Source organism: Chryseobacterium viscerum (genome assembly GCF_002899945.2).
In the GTDB taxonomy this organism is placed as follows: Bacteria; Bacteroidota; Bacteroidia; order Flavobacteriales; family Weeksellaceae; genus Chryseobacterium; species Chryseobacterium viscerum.
Genome location: NZ_PPEG02000005.1, coordinates 415,705 through 433,710 on the forward strand (window position 1 = coordinate 415,705; position 18,006 = coordinate 433,710).

Annotated in this window: 17 protein-coding genes; 14 read left to right on the forward strand and 3 right to left on the reverse strand. The window is 33.5% G+C overall.

Annotated elements, in window-relative coordinates; genetic code table 11:
- The first annotated feature begins 689 nt into the window (after positions 1–689).
- Both C1634_RS13850 and C1634_RS13855 read left to right on the forward strand, forming a co-directional pair.
- On the forward strand, positions 690–1,799 hold the full coding sequence (locus C1634_RS13850) for a M14 family zinc carboxypeptidase (protein ID WP_103235481.1): 1,110 nt from the start codon (positions 690–692) through the stop codon (positions 1,797–1,799).
- Between the two features lie 4 nt (positions 1,800–1,803).
- Positions 1,804–2,208 carry a hypothetical protein gene (locus C1634_RS13855; RefSeq protein WP_228410076.1) on the forward strand — a complete coding sequence of 135 codons (405 nt, stop codon included), beginning with the start codon at positions 1,804–1,806 and terminating at the stop codon, positions 2,206–2,208.
- A 220-nt stretch (positions 2,209–2,428) separates the two neighbouring features.
- On the opposite strand, the gene C1634_RS13860 is transcribed toward C1634_RS13855, so the two are convergent.
- Entirely contained in the window at positions 2,429–2,926 is a 498-nt protein-coding gene (locus tag C1634_RS13860) for a DUF4920 domain-containing protein (protein WP_103235482.1), read from the reverse strand.
- Positions 2,927–3,068: 142 nt separating this feature from the next.
- Here C1634_RS13860 and C1634_RS13865 point away from each other — a divergent pair, with 142 nt between their 5' ends.
- From C1634_RS13865 to C1634_RS26565, 9 genes are all read left to right on the forward strand, one after another.
- Entirely contained in the window at positions 3,069–4,481 is a 1,413-nt protein-coding gene (locus tag C1634_RS13865; RefSeq protein WP_109738614.1) for an APC family permease, read from the forward strand.
- Positions 4,482–4,651: 170 nt separating this feature from the next.
- Positions 4,652–5,092, forward strand: a complete 441-nt coding sequence (locus tag C1634_RS13870; RefSeq protein WP_103235398.1) for a GPW/gp25 family protein — start codon at positions 4,652–4,654, stop codon at positions 5,090–5,092.
- 24 nt (positions 5,093–5,116) lie between these two features.
- Positions 5,117–7,000 (forward strand): type VI secretion system baseplate subunit TssF, encoded by a 1,884-nt coding sequence (locus C1634_RS13875; protein WP_109738615.1) that lies wholly within the window; start codon positions 5,117–5,119, stop codon positions 6,998–7,000.
- 142 nt (positions 7,001–7,142) lie between these two features.
- Complete coding sequence (gene bla / locus C1634_RS13880; RefSeq protein WP_109738616.1) at positions 7,143–8,030, forward strand: class A beta-lactamase, subclass A2; 888 nt, start codon at positions 7,143–7,145, stop codon at positions 8,028–8,030.
- A gap of 293 nt (positions 8,031–8,323) precedes the next feature.
- Positions 8,324–11,155 carry an excinuclease ABC subunit UvrA gene (gene uvrA / locus C1634_RS13885; protein ID WP_109738617.1) on the forward strand — a complete coding sequence of 944 codons (2,832 nt, stop codon included), beginning with the start codon at positions 8,324–8,326 and terminating at the stop codon, positions 11,153–11,155.
- A 77-nt stretch (positions 11,156–11,232) separates the two neighbouring features.
- A complete protein-coding gene (locus C1634_RS13890) occupies positions 11,233–13,299 on the forward strand; it encodes an AAA family ATPase (RefSeq protein WP_109738618.1) in 2,067 nt (688 codons plus the stop codon).
- Between the two features lies 1 nt (position 13,300).
- Complete coding sequence (locus C1634_RS13895) at positions 13,301–14,302, forward strand: hypothetical protein (RefSeq protein WP_109738619.1); 1,002 nt, start codon at positions 13,301–13,303, stop codon at positions 14,300–14,302.
- Between the two features lie 192 nt (positions 14,303–14,494).
- On the forward strand, positions 14,495–14,899 hold the full coding sequence (locus tag C1634_RS13900; protein ID WP_103235172.1) for a hypothetical protein: 405 nt from the start codon (positions 14,495–14,497) through the stop codon (positions 14,897–14,899).
- Positions 14,900–15,012: 113 nt separating this feature from the next.
- Positions 15,013–15,147: a bacteriocin-like protein gene (locus C1634_RS26565; RefSeq protein ID WP_103235173.1), complete on the forward strand. Its 135-nt coding sequence runs from the start codon at positions 15,013–15,015 to the stop codon at positions 15,145–15,147.
- 35 nt (positions 15,148–15,182) lie between these two features.
- Here the strand turns inward: C1634_RS26565 and C1634_RS13910 are convergent, their stop codons facing one another.
- Positions 15,183–15,728, reverse strand: a complete 546-nt coding sequence (locus tag C1634_RS13910; protein WP_103235174.1) for a DUF3828 domain-containing protein — start codon at positions 15,726–15,728, stop codon at positions 15,183–15,185.
- A gap of 192 nt (positions 15,729–15,920) precedes the next feature.
- On the opposite strand from C1634_RS13910, the gene C1634_RS13915 reads away from it, so the two are divergent.
- From C1634_RS13915 to C1634_RS13925, 3 genes are all read left to right on the forward strand, one after another.
- Positions 15,921–16,433: a DUF421 domain-containing protein gene (locus C1634_RS13915; RefSeq protein ID WP_103235175.1), complete on the forward strand. Its 513-nt coding sequence runs from the start codon at positions 15,921–15,923 to the stop codon at positions 16,431–16,433.
- A gap of 5 nt (positions 16,434–16,438) precedes the next feature.
- Positions 16,439–16,930, forward strand: a complete 492-nt coding sequence (locus tag C1634_RS13920) for a GNAT family N-acetyltransferase (RefSeq protein ID WP_103235176.1) — start codon at positions 16,439–16,441, stop codon at positions 16,928–16,930.
- Between the two features lie 182 nt (positions 16,931–17,112).
- Positions 17,113–17,292, forward strand: coding sequence for a quinol oxidase subunit 4 (locus C1634_RS13925; protein WP_103235177.1), 180 nt, complete (start codon positions 17,113–17,115; stop codon positions 17,290–17,292).
- 375 nt (positions 17,293–17,667) lie between these two features.
- Here C1634_RS13925 and C1634_RS13935 read toward each other — a convergent pair whose 3' ends face one another.
- Complete coding sequence (locus C1634_RS13935; protein ID WP_165835327.1) at positions 17,668–17,982, reverse strand: DUF4286 family protein; 315 nt, start codon at positions 17,980–17,982, stop codon at positions 17,668–17,670.
- Positions 17,983–18,006: the final 24 nt, after the last annotated feature.

Consider the following 18,006-nt stretch of genomic DNA (forward strand, 5'->3'; position numbering starts at 1 on the left):
TCCTTTAAACCCATTAAAATTGATTGTTTACATTATTAATCAATAAAACTCCATCTCCAGGACAATAAACCTGATAAATACCTTTTAAAGACATATAATAAGCATTTATAGGCTGTTACAAAGGTAAATTACTGATGTAAATACCTTATATGAGCCCTTATTATGCTTCATTTGAGAGAAATGTTATTTCTATTAAACAACTTTTTTATTGCAAGCTAAAATGCTTAAAAAAACTTAATCTGAATTAAAATTTTCTGCTAAATTTTTGATTTTAGAATGTTTTACATTTGTATAAGCTTGTAAATTACTGAGTTTTCCACATTTTATATGTTTAATAAAATAACCCTCAAATGGCTTAAAACAGGTATTTTTCCACTTCAAGTGATGTTATAAATACGATTGATATAAACATTATAACTTGCTGACTTTTAATATTTTAAATATATTGAATTATATTATTCGCAATCCACAATTTTATCAACAGACAAATTGTCTTTCCGTGTTGTTTAATGCTATTACAAATGTTAATAGTATTTCTAAGTTTAAAAATAAGCAAATTTAATCCTTGTAAACAGTTTTCAAAATAGATGTCAAATGTAAATTACCAGATTTTACTAATATTTACAAATGTTAATTTAAGTTTTTGCCCAAAAATCGTTAAATTTGATTTTTGTAAACTATTCCTAAAAATGAATTTTGAACAGATCTATTCTCAAACCCCCGATTTCTCAAATCGCTATATTTTCCCTAAAAAATTATTTTCTTACCTACAGACCAATCTCAGCGATTATATTAAAGAGGTCGGAACATCTTATTTAGATAAGCCCATTTATCAGTTAAGCATCGGAACCGGAAACATTCAGATACTGGCCTGGTCACAAATGCACGGAAATGAATCCAATGCGACTCATGCCATGCTTGATCTTTTAATAAGCCTTGATAAAGCTCCCGAAATGAAAGAGGATCTTTTCAGTAAAATAAAACTGGATTTTATATTCATGCTCAACCCGGACGGATCTGAAAGATGGACAAGACTGAATGCAGCCGATATTGACCTTAACAGGGATTTTCATAATGAAGCAAGTAAAGAGATTAAGTTTCTTAAAAATGCAGCGGCTTCAAAGAAGTATGATTATGCATTAAACCTCCATGAGCAGAGAACCATTTTCACAACAGATGGTATTCATCCTGCTACACTTTCTTTTTTGGCTCCTTCCGAAAATGTAGAACGTACCGTTACTGAAAACAGGAAAAAATGTATGGCAGTGATCGGAAGTGTGTACAACCATTTAAAGGAGATGATCCCTAATCAGATCGGAAGATATTCTGATGAATTTTACCCGACTTCTACAGGAGATAACTTTATCAAAGCAGGAATGCCGACCATTTTATTTGAAGGAGGCCACTTTGTAGATGACTACACCAGAAAAGAAACCCGAAAATATTATACAATAGCTCTTTATTATGCATTGAAAGCGATCAGTGAGCTTAACTCTGATATTACAGGTTGGGAAACGTATCTTGAAATTCCTGAAAATCAGGAAACCCATTATGATCTTATTTACAGAAATGTAAAATTGAATACAGATCATGAATGTATTTTGGATATAGCAGTTCAATACAGAGAGATCAAAGAAGAGGGGAAAGATGAAATTTCTTTTATTCCTTTTGTAATGGAAGCCGGAGACGTTAAAAAAAGAAAAGGCTGGCTGGAAATAGACTGTACCGGAAAGAAATTTATTTCTGCTACTAAATATCCGAAACTGGATTCTGTAGTAGATTTTAAAATTGAAGACTAAAAATATGATGAAACATTTTCTGACATTAATTTTGTTCATGAGTATGGGACTGCCTTTACTGGCGCAAAATCAATCAACAATTCCATATAAAGCCAATGACAGTGTAATGGTAACCACAATACTCCGTCATTTGCAGGAAAATCCTGTAGATTCTATCCAGGCGAGAGTGATGAAGCAAAAATTTTATCAGAAGCTCAACAAAAGCCATGCACGGATTGTATCCTGGAACGTAGTGATGGGAATAGGGCAGATTATTACATTAAGATTTAAACCTGAATATACAAGAGAAGTTAATCAGGTATTCGAAAGTGGAGCCTGGGGCGGATTCAAAACAGAGTTTTATCCCTCCTATGATTTCCTGCCTATCTATCCGGTGATGCTTGAAAAAGAAAAGAAAATGAGTAAATAGAAAATGAAATAATATAGTCTCATAAAACAAAATTCGGCAGTCCTTCAGGACTGCCGAATTTTTATTTTTATATCTGATTTCCGAATCTGGAAAGGTTAATAAAATTCATATTCAATAGGAATGGGCTTTAGCCCATTTAACTTCAATAAACATTCATTCGGCTTTAGCCAAAACCTAACCTTAGAAATATAGGATTCAGAGTTTATACAATGATTAAAGCTTAGTTTACTACTTTAATTCCGTTTGCTACAAACCTGATTTCTTCTTTCGGCTGGGTAATCGCATCGATTTCAGCTTGAGGTTTTTTAGCATCTTCAGCATAATGTTTCTGCTCATTTACAGAAGTTACTTTTCTCTCAGCAGTTCCATCCAATACAACAGTTTTACCTTTTAAAGCTGTAGGCACAAAGAATGCATAGTCTTTCATTTTTACAAAAAACTTAGAGTTGTCTTCTGTCTGAATAGTCAGCCAACATCCTTTTTTGTCACAGACATCAGTTACTTTTCCTTTAACGGCTACGCCTTCAACCTTTTTGTTATCTTTTTTAAGCTGTTTATTCAATTTATCTACTGTGATCGCTTTAGATTCAACGGATGAAGTTACCTGATCTCCATAAGTGTCACCTACCAAAGCTTTTCCTTCTGGTGGACCAGACTGGGCAAATGCAAATGTAGAAGCAGTTAAAGTGGCAGCAAGTAATATAACTTTAAATTTCATGTTTAATATTTTTTCCAAAAATACTAATTAAAATTGAATCATAACAGAATAAAGAATGACAAAAAACAGGTGTTTTGAGGAATTTTCAATAAAATTCAAAATCAAAGACAGATTTGATTATATTTGACCCCTATACTTGACTATGCAGAAAAAACTGAAATTATGGGACGCCATCATGCTGGTGATGGGGTCTATGATCGGAAGCGGAATTTTTATTGTAAGCGCTGATATGATGCGGAATCTGGGGTCCGGATTCTGGCTGATTGTAGTGTGGGTGATCACAGGAGTGATGACAGTAGCAGCAGCAATAAGCTATGGAGAACTCTCCGCCCTGTTTCCGAAAGCCGGAGGACAATATACCTATCTGAAAGAAATCTTCGGAAAAAAGATGGGATTCCTTTATGGCTGGGGCCTTTTTACAGTAATACAAACCGGAACTATTGCTGCAGTAGCAATGGCTTTTGGTAAATTTACAGCCTATCTTATCCCTTCACTTAACGATGCTGCTCCTATCTTTCAAAGTGGTGAATTTAAAATCACCTGGATCCAGATTCTGGCCATTGGAGTTATTGTTTTACTTACTTATATTAATACCAGAGGAGTAGAAAGCGGAAAAATTCTTCAGAATGTCTTTACCGGTTCCAAAATTATTGCATTATTAGGCTTAATTGCCGCTGGTTTTATTCTGGTTGATATTTCTCATTTATCAGAAAACTTTAGCTGGGGATCAGACTCCTTTAGTAATCTTAAAAAAGATTTGAGTGGTAATTTCCTTAAAGAAGGCTGGGAACCCATTGGAGGCATGACTCTGTTGGGAGGAATTGCAGCGGCAATGGTAGGTTCTGTTTTCAGTTCTGTTGCCTGGGAAAGTGTGACATTTGTTTCCGGTGAAATTGACAATCCTAAAAAAAATGTAGTAAAATCGATGATCTACGGTACTTCTGCTGTAATGATTCTGTATATCGCAGTGAACTACATATACCTAAATGCATTGGATAGAGATGGAATTGCATTTGCAACCAATGACAGGGTAGCAGTAGCGGCTTCACAGAATATTTTTGGAAGTGCAGGAACCATTATCATCGCTTTATTGGTAATGATTTCCACTTTTGGATGTAATAACGGATTGATTCTGGCGGGAGCAAGAGTTTTTCAGACCATGGCCAAAGACGGAATGTTCTTTAAGTCAGCGGTAAAAAACAATAAAAATGAAGTTCCGGAAAACGCTTTATGGATGCAGGGAGTTTGGGCTTCAATTTTGTGTCTGAGCGGACAGTACGGAAACTTACTGGATATGATATCCTTTGTGATTGTTCTGTTCTATATGATTACGGTTTTTGGCGTTATTTATTTGAGAATGAAACAGCCTGATCTGGAAAGGCCCTATAAGACATGGTTGTATCCGGTGACTCCTATTATTTATCTGATTATAGGATCTTGTTTCTGTATCTTATTGTTAATTTATAAACAACAATATACGTGGCCAGGCTTTGTATTGGTATTATTGGGGCTTCCTGTATACTATTTCATCAACAGGAAAAAGGCAGATCATTAAACTAAAATACAGGATATAAAACATACAAAATATTCAGGGCTTTCAATTCAGTTTGAAGGCCCTGCTTTTTGAACAATATTTTAAAGTATTGTAATAATTATTGGGTGAAAATGTGTACTTTGGTAGTTCGTTTTTAAATAAACAGGACCATGAAGTAAAAACAATAAGCTATGGATACACCAAATTACAGAATGCCTTTCGTACCGTCTACTTTAATGACCGAAGGCGGAAGTATCGATACCTGCGATATGGGGGAAAGTATTGCCCACAATATTATGCTGCTGATCACTACCAAAAAAGGGGAGAACAGATACGATGAAAACTATGGAAACGATGTTTGGAACCTTGAATTCGATAATGGAGTAACAAGTGCCATTTGGGAAAATGTTTTCGTCAAAAGCCTCAGAAGACAGATTCAGGAATATGAACCACGAATCGTAAACCCACAGATTGACGCACATATACAATTTGTAGAGCACAGCTACGATACTAAAGAACACACCGAAATTAAAAAGAAAGTAAGAATTGCTATCAATGCAAAAATGGAAGAAACAGGAGAACGTTTCAGTTTTTCAACAGAACTGTTTCTAAGCCCGATGTCTATTGATTAATATTTTTAACAGCGAAAGAAAATTATGAATTTAGATCAGAATATTTATTCCAAAGAATCTGTAAAAGCAAGAATGCTGCAGAATGCCACTAAAGTATGGGGACTCAGAAGTCCGCAGTCTTTAGATCCTTTTGTGAAACTATTGATAGACGCATTCAGTACAGAAGTTTTTAAAGCGAATAATGAAATACAAACGGTGAATGCCCGTATATTGGAAAAACTGGCAAAACTTCTTACACCGTCCATTTATACACATCCTATCCCTGCTCATTCTGTGGCTTTCACACAGCCTTATGATTCTTCTGAAGTTTTATTGGAGCACACAGAATTCTTTTTCCGTAAACAGATGACTTCCACGGTAAAATCAGAATCAGATAAGCAGTTGAATATTCCTTTTACTCCGGTAGGAAATGTAAGAATCAATAAAGTTCACACATCTATTATGTTTGTAGGAAATACCTGCTACAGTATTGATGACCGATTTAATAAAATTCCGATTGCCAGATTTCAGGGAAGACCTGAAGATTACAGGAAAATAACAATAGGAGTAGATGTCAGCAAATATATCAGTGAAAACTTTCCAAAATACCTGAGTATATTCTGCTCCAATCCGGCTTTTGAACACCTTGATTTTGTGTATAAATTATTGCCATATATCACGGTGACCAGCAATGGAAATCCTTTATTTGTAAGAGAAGGATTAAGCTATCTTTCAGAAAGTCATAATGATGGCTATGAACAGATGTTCAAAGAGCAGTCTATCAGAAATAAGGTGATTGAAGATATTAAAAGTATTTACCGTCATAAATTTATTGAAGTAACAGGAATTTCTCAAAGTCTGTTCTCAGAACCTGGACAGCTGCCTCAGAATCTTGACTTTTTATCAGAAAAAGAAGAAATTACAAAGTTCCTCGATAATAAAAAATATTTGTGGCTTACTTTTGAATTTCCACCACAGTTTTCAGCGGAAATCCTTGATAACTTTTCCTTTGTACTAAATGCTTTCCCGATCTACAACAGAGGTTGGAAAAAAACAGAATACAGCCTTGACATCATGGGGAATAACATTCCTTTGGTAACAGACGAAGGAGAACACTTCCTGTATGTAGATGAAGTACAGGATGGTGACGGAAGAAAATACACTGAAATACCTTTCACCCCGGCCGATGACCTTAAAAAAGGATTGTATACCGTAAGAAAAGGAGGAATGGAACGCTTCACCAGCAGAAATGCCGTTGATATGATTGCTAACGTTCTGGAACTGACGAGAGATGAAATTGCAGCATTTTCCCTTTTAAACAGAGATAATGTAAAAGGAGTTCTCAGTGAAATGTCCGATAAGATGAAATCCATGGTGCAGAAAGTAAATAATGCCAAAAGGAATATCAGACAGGAACTGAACTATGTGATTATGGAGCCGGTAGAAAAAACCGATCACACTTACGCCTCTTTCTGGGTAACACACTGTACTTTGGCCAATCATATGCGCCCGGGAACTGAACTTTCCAACCAGTTGAAATCACAAACAGTTATATTGCTTACCGAAACATTGGGTGGAGCTGAAGAGCAGAAAGGAACAGACAGTATTCAGGCATATAAATATGCTTTAACGACCAGGGATAAAATCATTTCCTTGGAAGATGTTAAAAACTATTGCCGAATGATTCTGAAAGATGAGGTAAGAGAAGTAAGGGTAAGGAGAGGAACAATGATCAGCAATAAACCTAAAGAAGGTTTTGTAAGAACCGTTGAGGTAGAAATCATTCCTCAGAACTATTCTTTCTATGGAAGGGCCTATTGGGAAAACATGGCAAACATCATTAGAAATCAAATTATTTCTAAAGCCATTGACGGAATTGAATATATTGTAAGAATAAACAACGAAGACATTGATTTTCAAGACATGTAAAGCTCTTGTAAATAAATGAGTAACCGTTTCAAATATAAAATGCCGTACCATTACGGCATTTTTACTATGTCATGATGAGGATCAAAATCACAATGACAAAATTTTCATCCCTGAAAAAACAACCCTACAAAGAATTAATTGAATGAAAAAAATATCACTCTTAATACTGCTTCTTCTTTTCGGTCTTCCATTAAAAAGTCAGACCATTAAGGATTTAAGAAATAAAATCAATGAAATAATTTCTACAAAAAAGACAACTGTCGGGATATCCTTAAAAGGAATAGAAGATAAAGATACCCTCAGTATCAATGGAAATAAAGAAACGCCGATGATGAGTGTTTTTAAATTCCATATTGCACTTGCTGTTTTACATCAGGTAGATAAAGGAAAGCTGAAGCTAGATCAAAAATTTTTTATTAAAAAAGAAGCTTTACTCCCTGAAACCTGGAGCCCGATGAGAGATGAATATCCTCAAGGAAATATCTACCTCACTTTAGATCAGCTGTTAAGATTTACCGTTTCCCACAGTGATAACAACGGCTGTGACATCTTGTTGAATATCATTGGTGGAACAGAGGTTGTTCAGAAATTTATCAATCAGCAGGGGATCAAAGATTTTACCATAAAACTGAATGAGCAGGAAATGTCGTCCTTTGATAAATGCTATATTAATACAACAACCCCTCTGGCAACCACAGAACTCTTAGAAAAATTCTATAAAGGAAAAATTCTGAAGAAAGAAACCACAAAATATTTGTACCAGGTAATGGTAGAAACCTCAAGAGGACTTACTTGGATGAAGGCAGGTTTGCCTATAGGTACAGAATTAGCCCATCGTACCGGAATTTCCGGGAGAAATGAAAATAATCTACGCGCTGCTATGAATGATGTAGGAATCATAAAACTTCCCAATGGGAAACATGTTATCCTATCTGTTTATTTGAAAAATATCAATGAAGAAATGGCTGATACCGAAAAAATCATTGCAGACATCAGCCGTGTAGTCTGGGAATATTATACACAGAAATGATATTTTTGTTAAACGTGAATAAAGATGTATTTATGAATAGGAACGGGCTTTAGGCCGTTTGATAAAAAGAATATATTCATACGGCTTTAGCCAAAACTCACTGATCAACAATGTAAATATTATTCCCGTAAAATTTCAAGCGATCTAGGGTTTAATACTTTTAAAACCTTTATCCATACCCTACAAGCCCAAAGAATTTTTTATGAAACTTTTATCCTTTTTATATTCAAAAAAATTCTATAAAATTTCGTATTTTTGCACGTTGTGATTTTCAGGCAAAATTACTCCAAATTATGAGCAAATCAACAGAATATATAGAAGTTTACGGAGCACGTGAACACAACCTGAAAAATATTAATGTAAAAATTCCACGTAATGAATTGGTCGTTATCACCGGGCTTTCAGGAAGTGGAAAATCTTCATTGGCTTTTGACACTATTTTTGCAGAAGGCCAGCGTCGTTATATCGAGACCTTCTCTGCCTATGCACGTCAGTTTTTAGGGGGATTGGAACGTCCTGATGTCGATAAAATTGAAGGACTTTCACCGGTTATTGCCATCGAGCAGAAGACGACCAATAAAAACCCTCGTTCTACGGTGGGAACGGTTACAGAACTGTACGACTTTCTGCGTCTTTTGTATGCGAGAGTTTCAGATGCCTACTCTTTGTCTACAGGACAAAAGTTGGTAAGCTATACAGAAGATCAGATCCTTGAAACGATCAAAGGAAATTATAAAAAAGAAAAGATTATGCTTTTGGCGCCCGTAGTGCGTTCCAGAAAAGGACATTATCATGAACTCTTTGTACAGATGGCCAAAAAAGGCTACGGACAGGCAAGAATTGATGGTGCGCTGCAGGATATTGAATATGATTTAAAGCTTGACCGTTACAAAACCCACGATATCGATATTGTGATCGACCGTTGGATTATCGGGGAAAATGCTTCAGAAAGCAGAATGGAAAAATCATTGCGTACGGCAATGGAAATGGGAGAGGGAATTATTGGAATTCAGAAACTGGGAGCTACAGAGATCGAATACTTTTCCAAAAACCTGATGGATGCAGAAACAGGACATTCCTTGGCCTTGCCGGAACCCAATACTTTCTCATTCAACTCACCGAAAGGAAGCTGCCCGAACTGTAAAGGACTGGGAATGATCAAAAAGATCAATACCGATTACTTTATTGATAATCCAAAACTATCTATCAATCAGGGTGGATTGCTACCGTTGGAAGATATCAAGTCTAACAAATGGATTCTTGCACAGATCAAAAATATTCTTGAGATCTTTGGATTGGGATTAACAACGTCATTGAAAGATATTCCTGAAGAAGCATTGGATTATATCTACAACGGATGCCACAAAGAATTCAATAAAGACCTTAAATATGCAGGTATTACCAAGAAAATAAAGATTGGTTTTGACGGATTGATTGCTTTCATGGAAGAAATTATCGATGAAAGAGAATCTTATGAAGCGATTTTGCTGGAAAGACACTTCACTACAGAAGAAATCTGTCCGGAATGTCATGGAACCCGCCTTCAGCCTTCAAGTTTAAGCTTTAAAATAGATGGAAAAAATATTGCTGAGGTCAATGCTTTAAGCTTATCTGATTTAAAAGAATGGTTAGCTGACGTTAAAGATAAATTCTCAGAAAAAAATAAAATCATTGCTCACGAGATCCTAAAAGAAATTGAAACCAGACTTCAGTTTTTACTGGATGTAGGTTTGGATTATCTGAGCTTGAGCAGAAGTTCAAAAACTCTTTCAGGAGGGGAGTCCCAGCGAATACGACTGGCTACACAGATCGGTTCTCAGTTGGTGAATGTATTGTATATCCTAGATGAACCAAGTATAGGACTTCATCAGAGAGATAACGAAAGGCTGATTCATTCCCTGAAAAACCTTAGAGACATCGGAAACTCCGTATTGGTGGTGGAACATGATAAAGATATGATTATGGAAGCCGATGAGGTACTGGATATTGGTCCAAAAGCTGGTAAATTCGGTGGTGAGATCCTTTGGCAGGGAAAACCAAAAGACTTATTGAAAGCAGATACCATTACCGCTCAGTATATTAACGGAAAAAGAAAAATAGAAATTCCTGCAGAAAGAAGAGCTGGAAACGGTAAAAATATTGTTTTAAAAGGCGCTACAGGAAATAATCTTAAAAATGTAACCCTGGATGTTCCTCTTGGAAAATTGGTAGTCGTAACCGGAATTTCAGGAAGTGGAAAATCTTCTCTGATTAATGGAACGTTATATCCGATCCTTAACAAACACTTCTACAGAGCAGTTCAGGAGCCTTTACCGTACAAAAAAATCGAAGGGTTAGATAATATTGATAAAATTGTAGATGTAGATCAAACCCCGATCGGGAGAACACCACGTTCTAACCCGGCCACCTATACCGGAATGTTTACCGATATCAGAAACCTTTTTGCCGAACTGCCGGAAAGTAAAATCCGTGGTTATAAGCCGGGAAGATTCTCTTTCAACGTAAAAGGCGGAAGATGCGAAACCTGCCAGGGTGGAGGATTGAAAGTCATTGAAATGAATTTCCTTCCGGATGTATACGTACACTGCGAAACCTGCAACGGGAAACGTTTCAACAGAGAAACCCTGGAAGTTCGTTACAAAGGAAAATCAATCTCTGACGTATTGGATATGACGATTGATGAAGCAGTAGATTTCTTCCAGCCCATTCCTAAGATTTTTGCGAAAGTAAAAACATTACAGGATGTAGGACTGGGATATATTACCCTGGGACAGCAGTCAACGACACTTTCAGGAGGAGAAGCCCAGCGTATCAAGTTAGCAACTGAACTTTCAAAAAGACAGACAGGAAATACCCTTTATATCCTTGATGAACCCACTACAGGATTGCATTTTGAAGATGTAAAAATCCTAATGGATGCCATAAACCAATTGGTGGAACTTGGAAACTCATTCATTATCATAGAACATAATATGGATGTAATCAAATTAGCCGATCACGTTATAGATGTTGGTCCGGAAGGAGGAAAATATGGAGGAGAAATTATTGCTAAAGGAACTCCTGAAGAAATTGTGAAGTCTAAGAAGAGCTTGACAGGGAAGTTCTTGAAGAGGGAATTGGAATAAAATTGTATAAATATATTACGGAAAACCACAATTTTCATTGTGGTTTTTTTATTTACTTTTGGGGAAAACAATAATACATGAGCTTTAAACTTTTGGCGATTAGGCCTATGAAAGGTTGTAATCCGAAATTTCTTAAAAATTTAGAAGAAGAAAGAATATATAAATTTTATAATGATTATATCTTTCAAGATGCTAAGGGAAATGAAATAACTGATTTTTCCCAAGTAATTCAAGTATCAAATATAAAATATGAATCAACAACTCCAATAAATTTATATGGTGATAAAATTAATATTTCTGCAATAGTTGGTAAAAATGGAAGTGGAAAGAGTGCTTTAGTCGAATTATTTATAGCTAGTATAAATCAGCTTTCTTATTCTTTACTGAAAGATGAAGAAAAAAAACAATTAAAAACTTCTGCATCTTTAAAAAAAATTGACAACGATGAAAATGGAAAAAATATACGTTGTCAAATTTTTTATGAATTTAAAAACGAATATTATTATTTATGTGTAAATGATATAAAATTTAACTTATACAAACTCTCTAATAGAGTAGAATTTAAGTTAGATGACTTTTTTTATTCAATGATTACCAATTACTCATTATATGCATTTAATTCTTTGACTATTGGTGATTGGATTGATGAACTATTTCATAAGAATGATTCATATCAAATTCCTATTGTTATTAATCCTAAAAGAGAACATAGAGAAAATGGTTTATCTGGAATAATTGACATCAATAATGAACAATTTTTACTTCAGCAAAGGCTTTTAGTAAATATTCTAAAGCCAGTAATCAATGAGAACTTTTCTCTTCGAAAAATGGGTGATAATGGGATTGCTAGAAAACTAGAGATAAAAGATATAAAAGAGAAACAATTTAAAGTAGTTGATACTTCACCTTCTCAATTCATAACAACTCAAGATACACCTTATAGTACAAAAATTCGATTACTTAGAAATGATAGCTATGGAATATTATTAAATGAGCAAATAATTATTAATCCATTAGAAATTTTAGAAAAAACAAAAGATAGGTTTAACATTCAGGAAATGAGAGTTCCTAATCAAGAGCAATTTGATACTTATATAATATACAAAATAATAAATATTTGTCATAAATATGAGTCTTATAGGAAATTTTCAGTTGATCAAGATTCTAATAATAAGCCTGTTAAGTGTATTAAAATTTTAGATTTTTTAGATTATATAGAAAAGTACCCAAGTCATATTCTATATAAATTAAAACAAACAATTAACTATATAAAATACTATTTTGATATTTGGCAAGCTTATGATTTAAGTTTACCAATTAATATTGAAGATTTATCTGAAAAATTGAATGTTTTTTCGACCGAGAATAATATTCCTTTAATTGAAATTCTTCCTCCTCCAGTTTTTGAAACTAATATATTAATTGAAAGTGCAGATAAAAATGATTTAATTGAATTTGATAATTTAAGCTCTGGGGAGCAACAATTGATACATTCAATTAGTTCTGTAATTTATCATTTGAATAATATAAATTCGGTTAAAAAAGATGAAATAGTTAAATATCAATATGTAAATATAGTGTTTGATGAGATTGAGCTTTATTTTCATCCTGAATTTCAAAAAAGATTTATAAATAATGTTTTACATCAAATAAATAATGTTAAGTTAGATGATATCTTAGGAATTAATTTGCTTTTTATAACCCATTCTCCTTTTATTCTTTCAGATATTCCTAGACAAAATGTTTTGTTTTTGGAAGTTAATGATAAAGGTAAGTCAAAACCACAAGATTTTACTAAAATGAATACTTTCGGAGCTAATATTCATGATCTTTTGGCAGATAGTTTTTTTATTGGTGATGGCTTGATTGGTGATTTTGCCAAAGAAAAAATAAATAGAACAATACAGTGGCTAAATGAATTACGTGTTTTAAAAGAAAATATAACTACGAATGAAAGTAGTAATTTTCCGACAGAAGCTGAAAAAGACTATCATAAAAATTTAATAGAATTAATTGATGAGCCTTATATGAAATACAAGTTACAAGAAATGTATTATGAATATTTTCCTAATGAATATAATATTGAAAAAGAAAAGGAACAAATAAAAAGAAGAGCGATTGAGCTTGGGTTTAAAATTGAATAAAATGTTATATATACCTCACCCATCTGATAAAACTTTGACAGAATACTATGATAAAGTTAAAGGCCAAATTAAAAATAATATTACAGATTCTGATTTAAAAGATGATATAAAATTATTTTTAAATAATAACTTGAAAAATATTATAAAATCAAAGCCTGAACAACTAAAAAATTGGAATGATACTTTTTTTAGTAATTATTTTAATAAATTGGAAATGAAGTATTTTAATATTTATTCAGCCTATGTAAATGCAAATAATAGAACGGCATTCCAAATATTACTGTGTAAATACTTTGATGCTAGAATAAAGCCTATAAAAAAAATTTTTGATTACAAAAATATATTAAGTAACTCAAGTTATAAAAGTTATTGGCTTTCAAAAGAAATTGATACTAATACTTGTGTCTATTGTAATAGATTGTATGCTAATACAATAGAGGTAGGTAGTGGTTCTAATAGTGAAAAAAGAATAGCAAGACCAACTTTTGATCATTGGTTTTCTCAAAGTAAACATCCTATTTTGGCATTAAGTTTTTATAATTTAATTCCAAGCTGTTCTGTTTGTAACTCTTCAATTAAAGGAGTTTTAGAGTTTGATAGAAGTACTCATTTACATCCATATGAAGAAGATAAGAGGAACGCTTTTTATTTTTCGTATGACTATAAAACATTTAATGATAGTCAAGTTATAATAAAAAACTTTGATAAATTGAATGATAAGGTTAAAAAGACAATAAATGATTTTAAATTAGTTGAAGTTTACAATTCTCATTCAGATAAAGAATTAAAAGACTTATTAGAATTACGTTTGAAGTATTCTAAAAATTATATTGATACACTTGTAAACAAGACATTTAAAGGGATTGCTAATGAAGCGGAAGTTTACAGAATGATTTTTGGGATTGAAATTTCAGAAGAGTATTACCATAAAAGACCTTTTAGTAAGTTTAAAAAAGATATTATTGATAAATTATTATCAATTGATTATATAAAAAAAGATTAAGCTTTTTAAGCAACTAAAATTCCAATATTAAATTTTCAATTATTTTTAAAATTTATAACACTGTAAATCAATTAATTATATTTTAATGTTAACTCAATGTTAACTCAATGTGAAATTAATATGAATTATTTTTAATAACTTTGGGTAAGAGATACAAAATAAGGTTAGTATAATATTTAAAACCAGTTAGTTATGAAAAATAGAATTCAAATATTGTTCGCTTCACTTTTCGTTTGCGGAATTGCTGCCGTTTTGAACACTGCCAAAGCCCAAACAACAGATCATAATACCATTGAGCCTATTCAACTGAGTAAAAGTGAGACTTTCAGTGATATAAGAAATAAATTGGAAGCTAATTTTGATCTTACGAATCCTGATTATAAGCAGGGAACCGTAAACTCAGTAGTGAAATTTGATATTGCCAAGAACGGCAAAATTATAAATGTTCATTCTACAGGGGACTGCAAAACAGTAAGTAAAGAAATTGAAATGGTGTTGAGCGACCTTGACTATAGAGTAGATCAAAAAAAACTGACTGATAATATGGTTGCCTACACTTATGTAATGCCTGTGACAGTGGAGATCCATAGCAGATAATAGGTATTCATATTATTCAATTAAATGTGAATAATGAAAACTTATACGATTAAATTGTAAGAAAGAATAATCAGATCTGTTTTAATTTTGCCCTACCATAAAATTAAAACAATATGAAAAATCTTAAGAAACTGGCTAAGTCAGATTTGAAGTCCTTGTACGGAGGAGAACCAAAAAAATACTGTACGTTTTGCGAATGGGCAAATAAAGTAATTTGCAGCGATGTTCCAATCGTTCAGTGTCCGTAAAAAAAATCAAGCCGCTTTTATAAGCGGCTTTTCTGTTATTTTGTACTTTGAACAAATTCTGTTAATCTTGTTTTAAGATAACTAGAATTTCCTATTGTATCAAAAGTGATATTATCTATTCTCCATCCTTTCTCTGTATTGATCAGGTGTACCGTATCCATCCATGTTTCTTTCGGTGACGACATATTATACTCAAATTCTACCTGTGCATCGGCAGTTTGAGCCTGTATCTCAACAGATTTAATTTTATAAGCTGTAAATCCTTCATACAAGCTGGAGAACATAGCCCCTTCAAAAATTAATGGCTTCTCATCAGGGTGATCACTGTTTTTCACCTTTTCAATATCTGCTTTTGATGCAAGAATAGCATTTTCTAATGTTTCCTTTAAATCCTTTGAAAATAGATCCTCCGGAATTGGTTTATTGTAAACGGCTTCATTAGACTTGCCATACTTTGTGTAAAGTTCATTCACTTTCATGCGCACAGCATTGTCAGAAGACGTATCTGTTGCAGGCTTTTTCTTTTCACAAGCCACAAAAAACAGAAGGATACCCAGATAGAAAAATAATTGTTTTTTCATTTTTAAGTTATGATTTTATGAAGATAGTCAAATCTCATACCAATAGAAATACAATGTATTTTACCTTTAGATACCATAAATTCTCAATAATTAATTGTCAGTCAGTAACCAATCAACTCGGGTAAATACATTTTCCGCTGACACATCAATACAATAACAAAAAATCAATACATTTGAGTAGATATAAAAATTGTGGATCCTATACTTAACGTTGCAGTTCGTTCTCTCTGCGTTTACCTTTTCATGGTAATTGCGATTCGTTTATTTGGTAAAAATCAGCTCTCTCAGCTCAATGCTGGAGACGTTGTATTATTACTGTTGATTTCAAATGCTGTGCAGAATGCAATGGTAGGCCCCGATACATCACTGCAGGGCGGTATTATTGCGGCACTTGTTTTGTTTGTTGCTAATTTTATTTTAAAAAGACTGATGTTTTCAAGCCGCTCTTTTCAGACTTTTATGGAAGATGAGCCCATCATTCTTATCAGAGATGGAGTGGCAGATCAGGCTGCTCTGAACCGGGTAAAGATTACTGAAAGTGAACTGGAAGAAGCCATAAGAGAACATGGGATTGAAAAGATCAGCAATGTAAAACTGTCTGTTCTGGAGGTTGACGGCAACATCAGTGTGGTTTCTGAAGACGAGAAAAGCAAGCAGACCCATTATGCGAGAATCAAAAGAAAAATGAAAAGAAAATACCATTAAATACGATGAATTACGAATTAAGAGAAATGCTTCCCGGTGACGAAGCCAGAGTGCTGGAGATTTTCCGTCAGGGAATAGAGGGTGGAATTGCCACTTTGGAAACAGAAGTTCCTTCAGCTGAAGCCTGGAGTATGGAATATTTCAACGACTGCCGATGGGTTTTGGAAAATGAAAATAATGAAGTGGTGGGATGGTGTGCCTTAAAACCTGTGAGCAAAAGAGAGTGTTTTAAAGGAGTTGCAGAAGTAAGCATTTATTTTGACAAAGAATACCAAGGCAAGGGATTGGGTTCTGTGTTGCTTAAAAAGATAATTTTGGACAGCGAGGATCACGGATTCTGGACATTACAGACCAATCTCTTCTCCGAAAATGAAATGGCAATCAAATCTCATGAGAAAAATGGTTTCAGAACCGTAGGAGTCCGCAAAAAAATCGGAAAACTCAATGGTGAATGGAAAGATCTTATCATGATGGAAAAGAGAAGTGAAGTCATTTAAAAAATTATAAATGATGAATGATGAATGATGGATTTGTTTGATAAGCACACTGTTCTCCATAACAAATTCACTATTGACTTGCGAAGCAAAATTAATCACTGACAATAAAAGGCTGTATCTTCAAACTTTTAACTTTTGGCATTACCATTGTAATATTACATAAAGTTGAAAAAGTAGAAATAATGAAAAATATAACTAAAATTACCGGAGCGCTTATAGTAATATTTATGCTTTCATCTTGCGTAGTTCATGATAATGGAAACAGTGCTAAAACACTTCCTCCCGGACAGGCTAAAAAAATATATGGCGGAAGCGCAAAAGATTATGCTCCTGGGCAGGTGAAAAAAAGAAGCAGCTATTAACAGAACCGGAACTAAAATAAAAATTAGGAGCTGGTTTTAATATACATTGGCTAAATTTCCATTCTTTTGGCATTAATATTGAGATATTTTACTATCGAAATTGAAAAAGTGGAAATAATGAAAAGTATGTTTAAAATTGCTGGGGTAGGTATCGTTCTGCTAATGCTGTCATCGTGCGTGGTGAGTGAGCCTTATGGAAGAAGAATGCCACCCGGACATGCAAAAAGGTATTATGGGGGAAGTGCAAGATATTATGCACCTGGCCATGTAAAGAAAGTATATATTTATGAAGATCGCGGTCATCATCACAGAGGCCGGGGTCATGGACACCACAGATAAAAAATAAAGCACTGAATTTTTCAGTGCTTTATTTTTTTATAATCTCGTTTTCTTCGGATTTAGGAAAGTATTGAAGATCATAACTTCCTGTCCAAATTTTTTATCAATGATTTCAGAAATGTTTAAAAGTTCACTTTTAATGAAATCTTCCCTCAGTCCATCATTATCAAATATTAATAAAAGATTGTAATTCTTACCATCTTCAATAAAATCACTGTGTACCTCAGAAAGGATATATTTGTCTACATCCATCAGGTTTTCTGTCATTAAAACCAGTGTTTCATCAATATAATTTTCCCATTCTTCTAGGTTATCTTTCGTACAGTGGAAAGTTATACTTAATACGCTCATATTTTTATGAATTTTTAAGATTTT

What these genes read in the sequence shown, in the direction of transcription:
- C1634_RS13910 (WP_103235174.1), bottom strand. Translation starts at nt 15,728, where the DNA reads ATGAAAAAACAATTATTTTTCTATCTGGGTATCCTTCTGTTTTTTGTG.
- C1634_RS13865 (WP_109738614.1), top strand. Translation starts at nt 3,069, where the DNA reads ATGCAGAAAAAACTGAAATTATGGGACGCCATCATGCTGGTGATGGGG.
- C1634_RS26565 (WP_103235173.1), top strand. Translation starts at nt 15,013, where the DNA reads ATGAAAAATCTTAAGAAACTGGCTAAGTCAGATTTGAAGTCCTTGTAC.
- C1634_RS13855 (WP_228410076.1), top strand. Translation starts at nt 1,804, where the DNA reads ATGATGAAACATTTTCTGACATTAATTTTGTTCATGAGTATGGGACTG.
- C1634_RS13935 (WP_165835327.1), bottom strand. Translation starts at nt 17,982, where the DNA reads ATGAGCGTATTAAGTATAACTTTCCACTGTACGAAAGATAACCTAGAA.
- bla (WP_109738616.1), top strand. Translation starts at nt 7,143, where the DNA reads ATGAAAAAAATATCACTCTTAATACTGCTTCTTCTTTTCGGTCTTCCA.
- C1634_RS13850 (WP_103235481.1), top strand. Translation starts at nt 690, where the DNA reads ATGAATTTTGAACAGATCTATTCTCAAACCCCCGATTTCTCAAATCGC.
- C1634_RS13890 (WP_109738618.1), top strand. Translation starts at nt 11,233, where the DNA reads ATGAGCTTTAAACTTTTGGCGATTAGGCCTATGAAAGGTTGTAATCCG.
- C1634_RS13925 (WP_103235177.1), top strand. Translation starts at nt 17,113, where the DNA reads ATGAAAAATATAACTAAAATTACCGGAGCGCTTATAGTAATATTTATG.
- C1634_RS13895 (WP_109738619.1), top strand. Translation starts at nt 13,301, where the DNA reads ATGTTATATATACCTCACCCATCTGATAAAACTTTGACAGAATACTAT.
- C1634_RS13900 (WP_103235172.1), top strand. Translation starts at nt 14,495, where the DNA reads ATGAAAAATAGAATTCAAATATTGTTCGCTTCACTTTTCGTTTGCGGA.
- uvrA (WP_109738617.1), top strand. Translation starts at nt 8,324, where the DNA reads ATGAGCAAATCAACAGAATATATAGAAGTTTACGGAGCACGTGAACAC.
- C1634_RS13875 (WP_109738615.1), top strand. Translation starts at nt 5,117, where the DNA reads ATGAATTTAGATCAGAATATTTATTCCAAAGAATCTGTAAAAGCAAGA.
- C1634_RS13870 (WP_103235398.1), top strand. Translation starts at nt 4,652, where the DNA reads ATGGATACACCAAATTACAGAATGCCTTTCGTACCGTCTACTTTAATG.
- C1634_RS13920 (WP_103235176.1), top strand. Translation starts at nt 16,439, where the DNA reads ATGAATTACGAATTAAGAGAAATGCTTCCCGGTGACGAAGCCAGAGTG.
- C1634_RS13860 (WP_103235482.1), bottom strand. Translation starts at nt 2,926, where the DNA reads ATGAAATTTAAAGTTATATTACTTGCTGCCACTTTAACTGCTTCTACA.